Below are 14009 nucleotides of genomic sequence, written 5' to 3'. Positions count from 1 at the left end.
GACTGGAACGGGGCGACGTGCACATGCCGTTTCGGCGACGTCCGCTCAGTTGCCAGCGACGCGACGCTCGTGTCCCGCCCAGTGCGGCTCGCGCAGCACCTTGCGTGCGAGCTTGCCGACCGGCGACTTCGGCAGCTCGTCGTGGCCGATCTCGACTCCGGTCGGCTTCTTGTATCCGCCGAGCCGTTCGGCGCACAGGTCGATCAGCTCCTGTTCGCTGACGACGGCGTCGGCTCCCACGCACACGACGGCGAAGGGACTCTCGCCCCACCGGTCGCTCGGTACACCGAAGACCGCAGCTTCGATCACCGCCGGATGCTCGGTGAGGACGTTCTCCAACTCAGCTGGCCAGATGTTGAACCCGCCCGAGATGATCATGTCGTCCTTGCGGTCGAGGACGTACAGGTAGCCGTTGTGGTCGAGTCGGCCGATATCGCCGGTGAGGACCCAGCCGTCGACCATGCGCTCGGCGGTGGCGGCCGGATCGTCCCAGAACTCGATCATCTGACCGTCGCAACGAATCGCGATCTCGCCCTCGTCGCCGATCGGGAGCGTCGCGGCCGTTTCTGGGTCACGGATCTCGAGATCGCCGAACGGGAGCGGCCGACCAGCGGAACGAAGCGGATCGGATCCGGCGACGGTGCTGAACCATTCGTCGGGCCCCATCATCGTGATCGGGACGGCCTCGGTCTGGCCGTATCCCTGATAGAGCACGTTGCCGAACACCTCACGACCGAGGCGGGCGGTCTCGTCGGTGATCGGGGCTCCGCCGATCTGGAGGACCTTGAGCGCCGACCAGTCGCGCCCGATCGCACTCGGTTCTCGAGCGAGCGCATTGAGCATCGCCGGGACCAGGAATCCGTACGCGACTCGCTCTCGTTCCATCGCCTCGACGACCTTGGGTGGGTCGAACGTCGGGAGTAGCAGGTTCACGCCACCCGACAACCAGATCGGGGTGAAGAAGTAGCCGGATCCGTGCGAGATCGGCCCTGCGTGTTGGCAGACATCGCCGACTTGGACCGGCGGGAAGGCGTAGAACCAGTCGCGGCCGGCGTCGAGCCACGTCTTGTGGGTGTAGCCGACGCCCTTCGCCGCACCGGTCGTGCCTCCGGTGTGGCGGATGATGAACCAGTCGTCTTCGCGAACGGGGACGTCAGGGTCACTGTCGGGCTGTCGGGCGAGCCAGTCTTCGTAGTGGTCGTCGCGCACGATCACGTGCTCCAGCGAGGGGACCTCCTCGGTGGCCCCAGCGAGCGCGTCGGCGTGGCTCTCGCTGACGACGACGGCCCGGCAGCCGGTGTGCGCCAGCATGTGTCGATGCGCACTGGGAGCGTTGCGCGGGTACAACGGCACACGGACCAGGTTGGCAGCGGTCGCGGCACAGAAGAAGTCGACCGACTCGAGCGTGTTGTCTTCGAGCACACCGATCCGATCGCCGGGCTGCAACCCGAGTTCGAGCAGTGCATTGGCCATCCGCAGCCCGCGTGACCAGGCCTCGCCGTAGGTGAGGCGACGATCGGATTCGATGACGGCGGGCAAGTCGGCGTGGAAGCTTGCCGAGCGCCGCATGAGTGTGCGGACGTCCATGCGACGACGGTACTTTCCGGGCGGTGTCGATCTCGATCTCGAATGCGCAGGCCCTGTTCGATCGACTGATCGTCGTCGACTGGAGTGCCAACGCCGCACCGAAGCTCGGGCGCGATTCGATCTGGATCGCCGTCTTCGATGCGGTGTCGCCTGCGAACGCGTCGAATGTCGCAACGAGGTCGGCCGGTCTCGACTCGATCCACGCGGCGATCGTCGGTGCCCCACACCGGCGGCGCACGCTGCTCGCAGTCGACTTCTCGCTCGGCTATCCGTCGGGCACCGCCCGTGCGCTCGGCCTCGGCGGCGTGCCGTGGGAGTCGATGTGGCGCTTGCTCTGCGAACTCGTCGTGGATGACGAGCGCAACGCGAACAACCGATTCGCCGTCGCCGGGGAACTCAATCGTCGGATGATGGAGCTCGATCCTGGCCGACGAGCGGGTCCCTTCTGGGGGTGCCCTCGTACTCGCCCGACGCCGAATCTGACGTCGACGAAGGTCGCGGCGTCACCGCTTGGCGAGTGGCGTCACGTCGAAGCATTGTTGCGCAGCACCGGCTCGCGGCCCTTCTCTTCATGGCAGTTGCTCGGCGCCGGAGCCGTCGGCGGCCAGAGCCTGCTCGGCATTGCCGCGCTCGAACGACTGCGTCGTCGACTCGATCCCGAGATCGAGTGGGACGTGTGGCCGTTCACGACCGGCTTCGCGTTGCCTCATGCAACGGCGGTCAACGACGCCGTGGTCGTCGCCGAGATCTGGCCGTCGATGATCGAGTGGGAGCGTCCGGCGCTTGGCGCGACCCGTGTTCGTGACGAGGCGCAGGTGATCGCACTGGGGAACCTGCTGTGGGAGGCGAATCTCGACGGCAGGTTGGCGGATCTCCTCGTCCCCGAGATCGTTGGGGACGCGGTCGCGAGCGCGCCTGCGAACGTAGCGGAGGTGGTCGTCGCCGAGGAAGGTTGGGTACTCGGCGCGGGCGCGTGGCCAGCGAGTCGGTGAGAGACTTGGCGCATGGTGTCGGTGCAGTTGGAGGGTGTCAGCGTGCAGCTCGATCGATCACCGATCCTGCACGACATCACGACGACGCTCCCCGACGGAGCGTTCGGCGCGGTGATCGGCCCGTCGGGGAGCGGCAAGTCGACGGTGCTGCGAGTCGTGGCCGGCCTCCTCGAGCCATCGCAGGGTCGGGTGTGGTTCGGATCGGTCGACGTGACCGAGACGGCTCCTGGGATGCGCGACATCGGCATGGTCTTCCAATCCCCGGCGTTGTTCTCGAACCGCAACGTGCGTCGCAACGTGTCGTTCCCGCTCGAGCTGCGGCGTGAGACGGTTGAGTCCATCCGCCAACGTGTCGACGCGGAAACGCGGGCGATGCATCTCGAACACCTGGTGCTGCGTCACCCCGACGAGTTGTCGCGCGGCGAGCAGCAACTGGTGCAGATCGCGCGAACGATGGTCCGAGCCCCTCGCGTCCTGCTGCTCGACGAGCCGTTCGCGCCGCTCGACGCTCATCTTCGACAGCAGCTACGGGCCGAGATCAAGCTGTTGCAGGAGGGGTACGGGGTCACGACGCTGATGGCCACCAACGACCCGCAGGACGTGGCGGCGCTGGCGTCGCACGTGATCGTGCTCGGTCCGGCCGTCGTCGACGACGAACGAGCGGGGCTCGGCTCCGTGGGCCCGCACACGGTCGTGCAGTCAGGGCCACCAGCGGCCGTGGCGGATGATCCGACCTCACTCGATGTAGCTGCGGCGGTGGGGCCGCTCTGGACGTTCGACTGCACGGTGGCTGCCGACACCGACGGGTTCTGGCTCGGCCCTGGCGGGACTCGCGCGATTCGTGCATGGTCGCCCTCGCTGTCGAGCCACGTGGGCGCTCGTGTCGTCGTCGGGTGTCGACCCGGAGCGCTCGTGGTCGACGAGCGCGGCGTGCTGCCCGCGACGATCACCCGGATCGTGCCCGGATCGTCCGAGCCGATCCTGTGCAATGTCGGTGGTGCCTCGGTGTATGCCGGTTCCGGTCGACGAGGCGTCGCATCGCTGGCGGTCGGCCGACAGGTCAGCCTGGCGATCGGTGCCTACTTCGTGTTCGATCGCCGCACCGGCCGACGCCTCGTCTGACGGCGCAGCCCGACGGCGCGGTCGGTCGAGTCCATCGGTCGACTCCATCAGACGACTCCATCAGTCGACTCCATCAGACGACTCCATCAGTCGACTCGACTGGGCCAGGCTGAGGAGTCTTCAGACCGTCCAGGTGCCGTTCGAGCGGAGCAGGTCGGCGAGATCGCCGGGGCCCTTTCGCTCGCTCGCCTGCATCACCTGTTCACTCACTGCGGCGGAATACTCCGGGCGCTCGATGTTGCGGAACACCCCGAACGGCGTGGGGGAGTGGTCGTCGGAGTTGAGCCGGGCGAGCGCGAAGGCGAGCGAGGGGTCGACGTTGGTCTCGTCGTGCACCAGGATCGCGTCGAGCCCGACGTCGGCCACCTCGACGAGACGAAGGAAGCCATCGCTGCCCTGCATCACGCCGCGTTGGCGCTCGGCGCCGAACAGGATCGGCTCGCCGTGCACGAGATCGATCATCATCTCGTCACGGCTCTGCTTCTTGGTGACTCCGTCGAACTGGCCGTCGTTGAACACGTTGCAGTTCTGGTAGATCTCGACGAACGACGCACCGTTGTGCTGGTGCGCGGCGCGAAAGATCTCCTGCATGTGCTTGCGGTCGAGGTCGTGGGTGCGGGCGACGAAAGAGGCTTCGGCACCGAGCGCGACCGACAGCGGGTTGAACGGTGGGTCGATCGAGCCCATCGGTGTCGACTTGGTGACTTTGCCCACTTCCGATGTCGGCGAATACTGCCCTTTCGTCAACCCGTAGATGCGGTTGTTGAACAGCAAGATGTTGAGGTTGACGTTTCGGCGCAGCGCGTGGATCAGGTGATTGCCGCCGATGGACAGGCCGTCGCCGTCGCCGGTGATGACCCACACGTCGAGGTCGGGGCGAGCGGTGGCGACACCGGTCGCGATGGCTGGTGCTCGACCGTGGATCGAGTGCATCCCGTACGTGTTCATGTAGTACGGGAACCGGCTCGAGCAGCCGATGCCCGACACGAACACCGTGTTCTCGGGCGCGACGCCGAGCTCGGGCATGAGTTGCTGGACGGCGAGGAGAATGCCGTAGTCGCCGCAGCCGGGGCACCAGCGGACCTCCTGGTCGCTCGACCAGTCCTTCTTCGAGGTGACGGCGACCTGTGCGGTGCTCATGACGTGGCTCCGTTCTCGTGGGTGGTGGCTTGGGTAGCTGCGTGGCTGGGCTGGCTGGAATTCTCGGTGGTGATGGAGGCGACCGCGTCCGCGATCGCGACTTCGATCTCGCGGGACTTGAACGGGAGGCCCTGCACCTTCGACAACGAGATGATGTCGACGAGGAAGAGTCCTCGCAGGTGATGCGCGAGCTGGCCGCTGTTCAGCTCGGGCATGATCACCCGTCGGTATCGGCGCAACAGGTCGCCGAGATCGGACGGCAGCGGGTTGAGGTGCGTCAGATGGGCTTTGGCCACCTTCACTCCTGTCCGTCGGGTTCGCTGGACCGCTGCGTCGATCGCGGCCCAGGTCGAACCCCATCCGAGGACGAGGACGTCGGCATCGGTATCGCCCTCGACCTCGATCGGTGGGATGTCGTTCGCAACCGCGGCAACCTTCGCGGCACGAAGGTGCGTCATCCGTTCGTGGTTCTCCGGGGTGTAGTCGATGTTGCCGGTGCCGTCCTTCTTCTCGAGTCCGCCGACGCGGTGCATGAGCCCGGGCGTGCCGGGAATCGCCCACGGTCGAGCGAGGTTCTCGTCACGCAGGTACGGCCAGAACTCGGGGTTGCCCTCGTTGTCGACATGGTTCGGCTCCGTTGCGAACGGCACCGAGATGTCAGGGAGGGAATCGACGTCGGGCAGGTTCCACGGCTCGGAGCCATTGGCGAGGTAGCCGTCGGAGAGCAAGATCACCGGCGTGCGGTATTTGAGGGCGATACGCGCCGCTTCGATCGCTGCGTGGAAGCACTGTGCCGGGCTGTACGACGCGACGATCGGGAGCGGGGCTTCACCGTGTCGACCATGGAGCGCGAGGTTCAGGTCGGACGCTTCGGTCTTGGTCGGCAAGCCCGTCGAGGGGCCGCCTCGCTGGATGTCGATGATCAGCATCGGCAGTTCGATCGCGACGCCGAGCGAGATCGTCTCGCTCTTCAACGCGACACCCGGACCGCTCGTCGTCGTGACGCCCAGGTGTCCGGCGAATGCCGCGCCGAGCGCGACTCCGACGGCGGCGATCTCGTCTTCGGCCTGCACGGTCCGGATGCCGAAGTGCTTGTGCTTCGAGAGTTCGTGCAAGATGTCGCTCGCCGGGGTGATCGGGTACGAGCCGAGCGTGAGTGGCAACTTGGAGAGTTGACCGGCGGCGACGAGGCCCCACGCGAGGGCGGTGTTGCCGGTGATGCTGGTGTACTCGCCGGGTGGGAGCTGAGCGGGCCGCACTTCGTAGCGGTGGCCGACGGCCTCGGTCGTTTCGCCGAAGTTGAAGCCGGCCTGGAACGCCGCCTTGTTGGCGGCGACGACCTGTTCGTTCTTGGCGAACTTCTCCTCGATCCAGGCTTCGGTCGGCTCGGTCGGGCGGGTGTACATCCACGACACGAGCCCGAGCGCAAAGAAGTTCTTCGATCGCTCGGCGTCTCGTGGCTTGACCCCGAGTGGCTCGCACACCGTGCGGGTGAGGCTGGTCATCGGTACGAGGATCACGCGGTACGTGCTGAGCGAGTCGTCGTCGAGCGGGTTGACCGCCTCGCCGGCCTCGTCGATGTAGCCGGCCTTGACGAGGTCGCGATCGCCGAATGCGTCCTCGTTGATGATGAGGGTTCCGCCGGGTTGGAGTCGATGCAGATCGGCCTTGAGCGCGGCCGGGTTCATCGCGACCAACACGTTGGGTTCGTCACCGGGTGTGGTGATGTCGTGGTCGGCGATCTTGACCTGGAACGCCGACACGCCGTTGACCGTGCCGGCAGGGGCACGGATCTCGGCGGGAAAGTCGGGAAACGTCGACAGGTCGTTGCCGAACGATGCACTGACCGAAGTGAAGCGATCACCGGTCAACTGCATGCCGTCGCCGGAGTCGCCGGCGAACCTCACGACGAGGTGATCGAGCACGTGGTCGTCGGCCGCCTCCGACCGTTCGATCATGTCGGTCATTGATGAATCCCCCAGGGAATGTGTGTGGCGGGCGCCATCCCCCGATGCCGCCAGCTGCCCCGGCTCCGTTGCCGGGGCTCGTTGGTCTCACCGTAGCCAACCACCACCCCCAAACCAGTCATCCGGAACCGGAAAACGACAGAGTGGGTCAGACCCACTCTGTCGCCCACTGCGTCGTCCACGGTGGCGGCTGGCGCGATCCGAGTCGGGTGGCGACGTAGATTCGCTCTCGTGCGTCACCGTGTGTTCCTCGTCTCGTTGGCGGCGCTTGCGACCGCCGCCGTCGCTGCCAGCTGTTCGGACGGCGACAGCGAGCCCGATCGGATCACTCGGATCGACGGGCCGGCGGTCGTCGAGGACGATGGCGGCGCGGGAGTTGTGAGCGACGACGGCGCGGCCGAGTAGGTTCGGACTCGGCATGGCAGTCCTGCGGTTCAACTTCGGCACGATGGGTTCGGGCAAGAGCACGCTCGCGCTGCAGATCCATCACAACCTCGCCAATCGCCAGTTGTTCGGGCTGCTCCTCACGACACTCGATCGCGAAGGTCGACAGGTCACCAGTCGGCTCGGCGTCGCGGCGCCAGCGGTCGAGGTCACGCCCGACCTCGACCTCTACGCGCTCGCCGCGTCGAAATGGCCGATCCACTACATCGTGTGTGATGAGGCGCAGTTCTACACGCCCGAGCAGTGCGACCAACTCGCTCGTGTGGTCGATGACCTGGAAGTCGACGTGTTCGCGTTCGGCCTCCTCACCGACTTCCGTGGTCAGCTGTTCACGGGAACGCAACGGCTGCTCGAACTCGCCGATGAGCACATACCGCTGCAAGTCGAGGCGCGCTGTTGGTGCGGGGCGAGAGCCACCCACAACGCTCGCGTGGTCAACGGCGTGGTGGTCTACATCGGTGAGACCGTCGTCGTCGGCGACACCTCCGATCACGACCAGCCGTTGTTCGGTGACAACGTGCGCTACGAGCTGCTCTGCCGCCACCACTTCCGCGTCGGCGAACTCGGCAACTGACCGGGTCGCTGTCCCGTCATCCGCCGGGAGCGGTACGTCCGGCTTCGAGGCAGAGCACCGACAGCGCCGCTGCGCCGACGGCGCCGGACGCACGGAACGCGATCGTCTCGATCTCGTCGAATCCGCCCGATTGCCCGAAGATCGTGGCGAGCACGCCGAGGATCCCGATCACGACGAGCCCGTTGGCCGTCCATCGGATCAGGCGCAGCAGAATCGCAAGACCCAACTCCTGCGTCGGTCCGGCGAGCCACGTCGCCGTTGCTGCTGCGGCCGCGGGGACGGCCAGCGCCGGCAGGTTGGGGAGGAAGCCGATGAATGCGAGCGTCTCGAGGCGCTGCTCCCACACCCCGGAGAACCGTTGTCCGCTGACCTGCGTCGTGCGATACAGCACCTGGAACAGCCAGAGCGTCCACGCGACGTACGCGACGATCCCGACTCGGGTCAGCGCATGAATGATCGAGGTGCGGTGCGCCGCGCCGGGCGAGTTCAACGTCAGTCCCAAGCACACTCGAGGCGCTTGATGCCGTTGATGAAGTTCGACTGCAGGTACTCGGGTTCGCCAGTGATGCGCAGCGACGGGAGACGCCGACGCAGCTCGTCGAACATCACCATCATCTCGCGGCGAGCGAGGTTGGCGCCGAGGCAGAAGTGTGGTCCGCCAGCACCGAAGCCGACCTGTGCGGGTTGGAGCGACCGAGCAACGTCGAAGTGGTGCGGGTCGGTGAACACCCGCTCGTCGCGGTTGCCGGAGTTGTAGAACATGACGACCTTCTCACCGGCCTTGATCGGCATGCCGGCGATCTCGGTGTCGTCGGTCGCGGTCCGGCGGAAGTGGATGACCGGCGAGGCGAACCGCACGATCTCCTCCATTGCCGACTTTGCGTGGGTCTCGTAGTCGCCGTAGAGCAGGTCGCGCTGGTCGGGGAAGTCGGTGAGCGCCTTCATGCCGTGGGAGATCGCGTTGCGCGTCGTCTCGTTCCCTGCGACGACGAGGAGGATGAAGAACGAGCCGAATTCCTGTGGGGTGAGCTGTTCGCCGTCGACTTCGGCGGCCATCATGACCGAGGTGATGTCGTCTTGCGGGTTGGCTCGGCGGTCTTCGCCCAGCGCTTGGGCGTACATGAACATCTCGAGCGAGTGCGTCATCAGGTCGTCGTAGGACGTCACGTACTCGGGGTCGCCGACGCCGAGGATGGTGTTGGTCCAGCCGAGGATCTTGGCGTAGTCGTCCGACGGGATCCCCATCATGTCGCAGATGATCTCGAGGGGAAGCGCCGAGGCCACGTGCTCGACGAAGTCACACGTCTTGCCGGGGAACTGCTCGATCAGCCGGTCGACGATCACCTTGGCCTTCTCGACCACGAGTCCTTCGACGCGGCTCACCTCCTTCGGGGTGAACCCCTTCGACACGATCGAACGCAGCCGGAAGTGTTTCGGGTCGTCCATGTTGATCATCGACCCGAAGAACTCGTTCATCTCCTGAGGCAGGTCGCCGATGTTGGAGCCCTGCCCGGAGCAGAACAACTTGGCGTTGCGGCTGACCTGCCAGATGTCTTCGTGGCGGGTGAGCGCGTAGTAGCCCGGCCCCGGGGGAAACGGTGACTCTTCGATCACGCGCTCCTGGAAATGCAGCAAACCGGGCGTGTCGCGCAGGGTCTGGAACGTTGCCTCACGGATGTCCCGCGGGCCTGCCCAGAACTCCATGTCGGACAGATCGATCGAGTCGAGAGGAACCGGGGTCGCGCTGGTCGTCATGTCCGCGACTGTAGATCGCAGGCCGTTGAATCTCGCGACTGTCGATACGGTGGCGGCGATGTTGCAACCCACCGAGATCGAACGAGCGCTGGTCGTGATGGCGCATCCCGACGATGTCGACTTCGGCGCGGCGGGCACGGTGGCGAACCTCACCGACGCCGGCGTCGAGGTCGTCTACTGCCTGGTGACCGATGGCCAAGCTGGTGGATTCGATCACACGATCCTGCGCCACGAAATGACGACGATTCGGCGTGGCGAGCAGACTCGAGCGGCCGCCGAGGTGGGCGTGTCCGAGTTGGTCTTCCTCGGACACATGGACGGCACGGTCGTCGTCGACATGGCGCTGCGCCACGACATCAGCCGAGTGATCCGTCAGGTTCGCCCGCAGGTGGTGATTACGCAGAACCCGCTGCGCAATCTCGATTCGACCTACGGCTCGCATCCCGATCATCTCGCGACCGGCGAGGCGACGATGTGCGCGGTGTATCCAGACGCTCGTAATCCGTTCGCGTTTCCCGGTACGGCGTGCGCCGAACTCGATGACTGGGCGGTCGACGAGGTGTGGATTCCGTTCGGGACGAGTGGCGACGAGGGCGTCGACATCACCGAGAACCTCGAACGCAAGATCCGGGCGTTGATGTGTCACGAGAGCCAGCATCGCGATCCGGCCGCCCTCGAGGAACGAATGCGCTCGTGGTGGCAGTCGGTTGCGGCTGAACACGGCTTCCCCGAGGGAACCAGCGCCGAATCCTTCCGCGTCGTCGACACCCGCTGACGCGGCCCATCATGCAGGGTGACCAACACCTGGGGTCTGACCCTGGGTGATCAACACCTGGGGTCTGACCCTGGGTGATCAACACCTGGGGTCTGACCCTGGGTGTTGCACGAATTTCTCAAGCTGGAGTCAGGCCGTGCCGATGGGCTCACATGAGCTTCAGTTTTCGGCGTGGGAAGAAGAGCGATGAGGTCATCGTCGACCGGGTGACCGGGGCCTTCAACCGTCGTCAACTCGACGCCGACATCGCCGCCGGCATCGATACGAGCGAGAACTCGACCGCGACCTTGATGATCGATGTCGATCGGTTCGCGTCCTACAACGGCAAGAAGGGCGCGGCCTCCGGAGATCAGGTCCTCGAGCGTGTCGCGTGGGTGATCATGGCAACGGTCCGGACGACCGACGTCGTGTATCGGCACGAAGCGTCGACGTTCTGCGTGCTCTTGCCGTCCACGTCCGATGATGATGCGGTAGCGGTCGCCGATCGCATCCGCGCCAACGTCGCCAAGATGCCGCTGCTGTCGGAGCGTGGCGTGACGGTCTCGGTTGGCGTGTCCTCCGGTCCGGCCACCGGCGTGGCTGACGCCGTCGATCGCGCGCTCAGCGCACTCGACGAGGCGGTGCGGACCGGCCAGCCTCGGCTCTTGAGTGCCGGCATCGATGCCGGCCCGGTAGCGGACGCGCAGGGAGCCGCGGTCGTGTCGCCGACGCCGACGCCGACGGCACCGCCCCCGCCGTCCATGCCTGCTGCTCCGGCGCCCGGTGTCGATCACACTGAGATGCCGGCTCCTGGTGGCGTGGTACGCACCGCCGACATCGCTGTCGGGAGTGAGCTCGACTCGGCCTTCGCCCCACCGGCTGCGACCCCGTTCGCTCCGCCCGTGGCAGCGCCCCTCGACGCGCTGAACCCGACGCTGCCCACCCAACGCTCCGGCGACGCCTGACCGACCGGCCAGCCCGCGCTCCAGGCCTGGTCGCGGCTGGGCTTCGAGCAGGGGCATCACATCGATCGCGTGATCGCCGAGGCTGTTCGGTCGCGTTGGCGGGTTACCAGTCGGTAACTACGCTGTGAGGCATGACCGAAGCAGTGATCGTCGCCACCGCCCGCAGCCCGATCGGACGTGCCATGAAGGGCTCGCTGGTCGATCTGCGCCCAGATGACATGGCCGCACAGATCGTCCGTGCGCTCATGGAGAAGGTGCCGCAGGTGTCGGCTGCCGATGTCGAGGACCTGATCATGGGCTGCGGGCAGCCCGCTGGTGAAGCCGGTTTCAACATCGGTCGCATGGTCGCAGCGCTCGCCGGTCTCGACGACGTTCCCGGCGTCACGGTCAATCGCTACTGCTCGTCGAGCCTGCAGACCATCCGCATGGCGGCCCACGCGATCAAGGCGGGGGAGGGCGACTGCTTCATCGCTGCGGGAGTCGAAGCGGTCAGCCGATATGGCGCAGGAGCGTCCGACACTGCGCCGAACCCGATCTTCGCCGGACCTGGGGAACGCACCGCGCTGCGGAGCCAGGGCGGACAGCCGACGTGGACCCCGCCGGAGGGGCTGCCCGACTTCTACATCGCGATGGGCCAGACTGCCGAGAACGTCCGCGAGATCGAAGGTGTCACGCGCCGAGAGATGGACGAGTTCGGCGCCATGAGCCAGCAGCGGGCGGTTGCAGCGGTTGCCCGGGGCCACTTCGAGAACGAGATCACGCCGGTCACGTTGCCCGACGGACGCATCGTGTCGACCGATGACGGCCCACGCGACGGGACCACCGCCGAGGGTCTCGCCGGGCTCAAGCCGGTGTTCCGACCCGACGGTGAGATCACGGCGGGCAACGCGTGTCCGCTCAACGACGGCGCCGCCGCCGTCATGGTGATGAGCGACACGAAGGCAGCGGCGCTCGGGCTGACCCCGTTGGCGCGGATCGTGTCGTCGGGCGTCACCGGGTTGAACCCCGAGATCATGGGTCTCGGTCCGATCGAAGCGAGCCGTCAGGCGATGGCTCGCGCCGGCATGAGCGCCGACGACATCGACCTCGTCGAGATCAACGAGGCGTTCGCCGCTCAGGTCATCCCGTCGGCCAAGCACCTCGGTTTCGAACTCGACAAGGTCAACGTCAACGGCGGAGCGATCGCGCTCGGCCACCCGTTCGGCATGACCGGCGCGCGCATCATGACGACGCTGATCAACAACCTCCAGGATCAGGACAAGACGATCGGCCTCGAGACGATGTGCGTCGGCGGCGGCCAGGGCATGGCCATGATCATCGAGCGGCTCGGCTGAGCTGACGTCTCGGCTGAGCTGCGCTCGCGGGTCGAGATCGACCGGTGTGCGGCGGCGAGGGCAGGGCCGGTCAGAACCGGTTGGGTAGGCTCGCGCCGACGACGACGGCGTCGTTGCCCATCGGGCACTGCGCGGCACGCAGCACGTACTGCTGGTCGCAGGTGTTGAGTTCGGCGAGCAGGTAGCCCTCGCTGGAGTCGCGCACGCCCGTGCCGATCGGATGCAGCGCCGCGATGCGCAGCCCGGCGTCTTCGGCCTCGGCCTGCCACAGGTGTACGAGGCCCTGGCGCAGCGACGGATCGTCGAGCAGGTCCTTGCCGTCGAGGGTCAGCACCACGGTGCCGATGTGCACGGGCACCAGCTTGTTGCGTTCGACGAAGTCACCGCCGAGTTCGCCGTCGAGGAGCACGACCACTGGGCCGTCGTCGCCCGGGTCGCCGCCAACGAATCCGTAGCGGACGAGCGGGAACCCGTCGTCGTCGATCGTTTCGTAGCGGATGCGATCGCCGGGGCTGAACGACGCCATCATCGCGCTCCTGCGAACTCTGCGAGCGCGGCGTCGGAGATCTCCGGCCATCGTTGCAGCGCCTCCACCGACCATTGGTCGAACGAGCGGTCGGTGAGGGCGACGAGTGCGAGGTCGTCGGCCTGCGGGTCGATCCACATGAGCGTGCCGCTCCCGCCGAAGTGACCGAAGGTGTCCGTGGAGTTTGCTGATCCTGTCCAGTGCGGAGCCTTGCTCCCACGAATTTCGAACCCCAGGCCCCACGGGCAGTTGTCGAAACGACCCACGCCCGGAACGATACCTCCGAGACCGGGGTAGTGCAGCCGTCGGACGTCGGCAGCACTCGCCGCGGTGATCAACGTCGGCGTGCTGACCTCGCCGACGAAGCGTACGAGGTCCGCGACGGTCGACCAGACGCCGTGCGCCGCCGATCCGCGCAGCTCGCTGTTCGGCATCTCGAGCGGTTCGAACACTCCCAGTCGAAGGTAGGTCGCGATGTCCATCCCGGCTGCTGAGGCGACGTGGTCGGCGGCGATCTCGATGCCCGTGTTGGAGTAGATCCGCTTGCGTTCGGGTCGCACGATCGGGCGGGGGGAGTCGAAGCCGTATCCTCCCGCGTGCGCGAGCAAGTGTCGTAGGGTGCGGCCGCTGCCGTCGTCGGGCCCGACCGGATCATCAAGCGTCACGATGCCTTCTTCGACGGCGATCAGTACGGCCCACGTCGTGATCGGCTTGCTGATCGAGGCGAGCCGGAATCGGTGATCGCTGGGTCCGATGCTGTCGAGCACCTCGCCGCGTCGAACCACAGCAGCGGCCACGGTGGGAACCGGCCAAGTCGCCGTGAGCTCGAGGGCTCGGTCGGTCATGATG

The 14009-nt window shown here is 66.5% G+C and carries 14 protein-coding genes; 7 read left to right on the top strand and 7 right to left on the bottom strand.

From position 1 onward, the window contains the following. Positions 1-45 precede the first annotated feature (45 nt). On the bottom strand, positions 46-1587 hold the full coding sequence (locus tag ACE37B_RS03990; RefSeq protein ID WP_409921984.1) for a class I adenylate-forming enzyme family protein: 1542 nt from the start codon (positions 1585-1587) through the stop codon (positions 46-48). A gap of 23 nt (positions 1588-1610) precedes the next feature. Here ACE37B_RS03990 and ACE37B_RS03985 point away from each other — a divergent pair, with 23 nt between their 5' ends. After that, positions 1611-2579, top strand: coding sequence for a hypothetical protein (locus ACE37B_RS03985; protein WP_409921983.1), 969 nt, complete (start codon positions 1611-1613; stop codon positions 2577-2579). Between the two features lie 12 nt (positions 2580-2591). Further along, positions 2592-3701, top strand: coding sequence for an ABC transporter ATP-binding protein (locus ACE37B_RS03980; RefSeq protein WP_409921982.1), 1110 nt, complete (start codon positions 2592-2594; stop codon positions 3699-3701). Between the two features lie 120 nt (positions 3702-3821). Here ACE37B_RS03980 and ACE37B_RS03975 read toward each other — a convergent pair whose 3' ends face one another. Beyond that, complete coding sequence (locus ACE37B_RS03975; RefSeq protein ID WP_409921981.1) at positions 3822-4841, bottom strand: 2-oxoacid:ferredoxin oxidoreductase subunit beta; 1020 nt, start codon at positions 4839-4841, stop codon at positions 3822-3824. Further along, complete coding sequence (locus tag ACE37B_RS03970) at positions 4838-6808, bottom strand: 2-oxoacid:acceptor oxidoreductase subunit alpha (protein WP_409921980.1); 1971 nt, start codon at positions 6806-6808, stop codon at positions 4838-4840. The genes ACE37B_RS03975 and ACE37B_RS03970 overlap by 4 nt, the downstream gene beginning before the upstream one ends. Before the next feature lie 231 nt (positions 6809-7039). Here ACE37B_RS03970 and ACE37B_RS03965 point away from each other — a divergent pair, with 231 nt between their 5' ends. Continuing rightward, positions 7040-7213, top strand: a complete 174-nt coding sequence (locus ACE37B_RS03965; RefSeq protein ID WP_409921979.1) for a hypothetical protein — start codon at positions 7040-7042, stop codon at positions 7211-7213. 13 nt (positions 7214-7226) lie between these two features. Next, positions 7227-7826 (top strand): thymidine kinase, encoded by a 600-nt coding sequence (locus ACE37B_RS03960; RefSeq protein ID WP_409921978.1) that lies wholly within the window; start codon positions 7227-7229, stop codon positions 7824-7826. A gap of 16 nt (positions 7827-7842) precedes the next feature. Here the strand turns inward: ACE37B_RS03960 and ACE37B_RS03955 are convergent, their stop codons facing one another. Then, the gene (locus tag ACE37B_RS03955) at positions 7843-8328 is read right to left on the bottom strand and encodes a hypothetical protein (RefSeq protein WP_409921977.1); all 486 of its coding nucleotides are present in this window, start codon (positions 8326-8328) and stop codon (positions 7843-7845) included. Then, positions 8319-9581 (bottom strand): cytochrome P450, encoded by a 1263-nt coding sequence (locus tag ACE37B_RS03950; protein ID WP_409921976.1) that lies wholly within the window; start codon positions 9579-9581, stop codon positions 8319-8321. The genes ACE37B_RS03955 and ACE37B_RS03950 overlap by 10 nt, the downstream gene beginning before the upstream one ends. 58 nt (positions 9582-9639) lie before the next feature. Here ACE37B_RS03950 and ACE37B_RS03945 point away from each other — a divergent pair, with 58 nt between their 5' ends. The 3 genes from ACE37B_RS03945 to ACE37B_RS03935 all read left to right on the top strand — a co-directional run bounded on the left by ACE37B_RS03945 (position 9640) and on the right by ACE37B_RS03935 (position 12634). Continuing rightward, positions 9640-10356, top strand: a complete 717-nt coding sequence (locus ACE37B_RS03945; protein ID WP_409921975.1) for a PIG-L deacetylase family protein — start codon at positions 9640-9642, stop codon at positions 10354-10356. Positions 10357-10508: 152 nt separating this feature from the next. Then, on the top strand, positions 10509-11300 hold the full coding sequence (locus ACE37B_RS03940; protein WP_409921974.1) for a GGDEF domain-containing protein: 792 nt from the start codon (positions 10509-10511) through the stop codon (positions 11298-11300). Between the two features lie 131 nt (positions 11301-11431). Further along, entirely contained in the window at positions 11432-12634 is a 1203-nt protein-coding gene (locus tag ACE37B_RS03935) for an acetyl-CoA C-acetyltransferase (RefSeq protein WP_409921973.1), read from the top strand. Between the two features lie 70 nt (positions 12635-12704). Here ACE37B_RS03935 and ACE37B_RS03930 read toward each other — a convergent pair whose 3' ends face one another. Further along, a complete protein-coding gene (locus tag ACE37B_RS03930) occupies positions 12705-13160 on the bottom strand; it encodes a hypothetical protein (RefSeq protein ID WP_409921972.1) in 456 nt (151 codons plus the stop codon). Next, a complete protein-coding gene (locus ACE37B_RS03925; protein ID WP_409921971.1) occupies positions 13160-14005 on the bottom strand; it encodes a serine hydrolase domain-containing protein in 846 nt (281 codons plus the stop codon). The genes ACE37B_RS03930 and ACE37B_RS03925 overlap by 1 nt, the downstream gene beginning before the upstream one ends. Positions 14006-14009: the final 4 nt, after the last annotated feature.

Source organism: Ilumatobacter sp. (assembly GCF_046290335.1).
Classification (GTDB): Bacteria; Actinomycetota; Acidimicrobiia; order Acidimicrobiales; family Ilumatobacteraceae; genus Ilumatobacter_A.
Note: the sequence above shows the minus strand (reverse complement) of the source record. Positions and strands in the feature narration are given on the sequence as shown.

Coding starts and splice junctions, on each gene's coding strand:
- ACE37B_RS03990 (WP_409921984.1), bottom strand. CDS start 1,587: ATGGACGTCCGCACACTCATGCGGCGCTCGGCAAGCTTCCACGCCGAC.
- ACE37B_RS03980 (WP_409921982.1), top strand. CDS start 2,592: ATGGTGTCGGTGCAGTTGGAGGGTGTCAGCGTGCAGCTCGATCGATCA.
- ACE37B_RS03975 (WP_409921981.1), bottom strand. CDS start 4,841: ATGAGCACCGCACAGGTCGCCGTCACCTCGAAGAAGGACTGGTCGAGC.
- ACE37B_RS03970 (WP_409921980.1), bottom strand. CDS start 6,808: ATGACCGACATGATCGAACGGTCGGAGGCGGCCGACGACCACGTGCTC.
- ACE37B_RS03960 (WP_409921978.1), top strand. CDS start 7,227: ATGGCAGTCCTGCGGTTCAACTTCGGCACGATGGGTTCGGGCAAGAGC.
- ACE37B_RS03950 (WP_409921976.1), bottom strand. CDS start 9,581: ATGACGACCAGCGCGACCCCGGTTCCTCTCGACTCGATCGATCTGTCC.
- ACE37B_RS03945 (WP_409921975.1), top strand. CDS start 9,640: ATGTTGCAACCCACCGAGATCGAACGAGCGCTGGTCGTGATGGCGCAT.
- ACE37B_RS03940 (WP_409921974.1), top strand. CDS start 10,509: ATGAGCTTCAGTTTTCGGCGTGGGAAGAAGAGCGATGAGGTCATCGTC.
- ACE37B_RS03935 (WP_409921973.1), top strand. CDS start 11,432: ATGACCGAAGCAGTGATCGTCGCCACCGCCCGCAGCCCGATCGGACGT.
- ACE37B_RS03930 (WP_409921972.1), bottom strand. CDS start 13,160: ATGGCGTCGTTCAGCCCCGGCGATCGCATCCGCTACGAAACGATCGAC.
- ACE37B_RS03925 (WP_409921971.1), bottom strand. CDS start 14,005: ATGACCGACCGAGCCCTCGAGCTCACGGCGACTTGGCCGGTTCCCACC.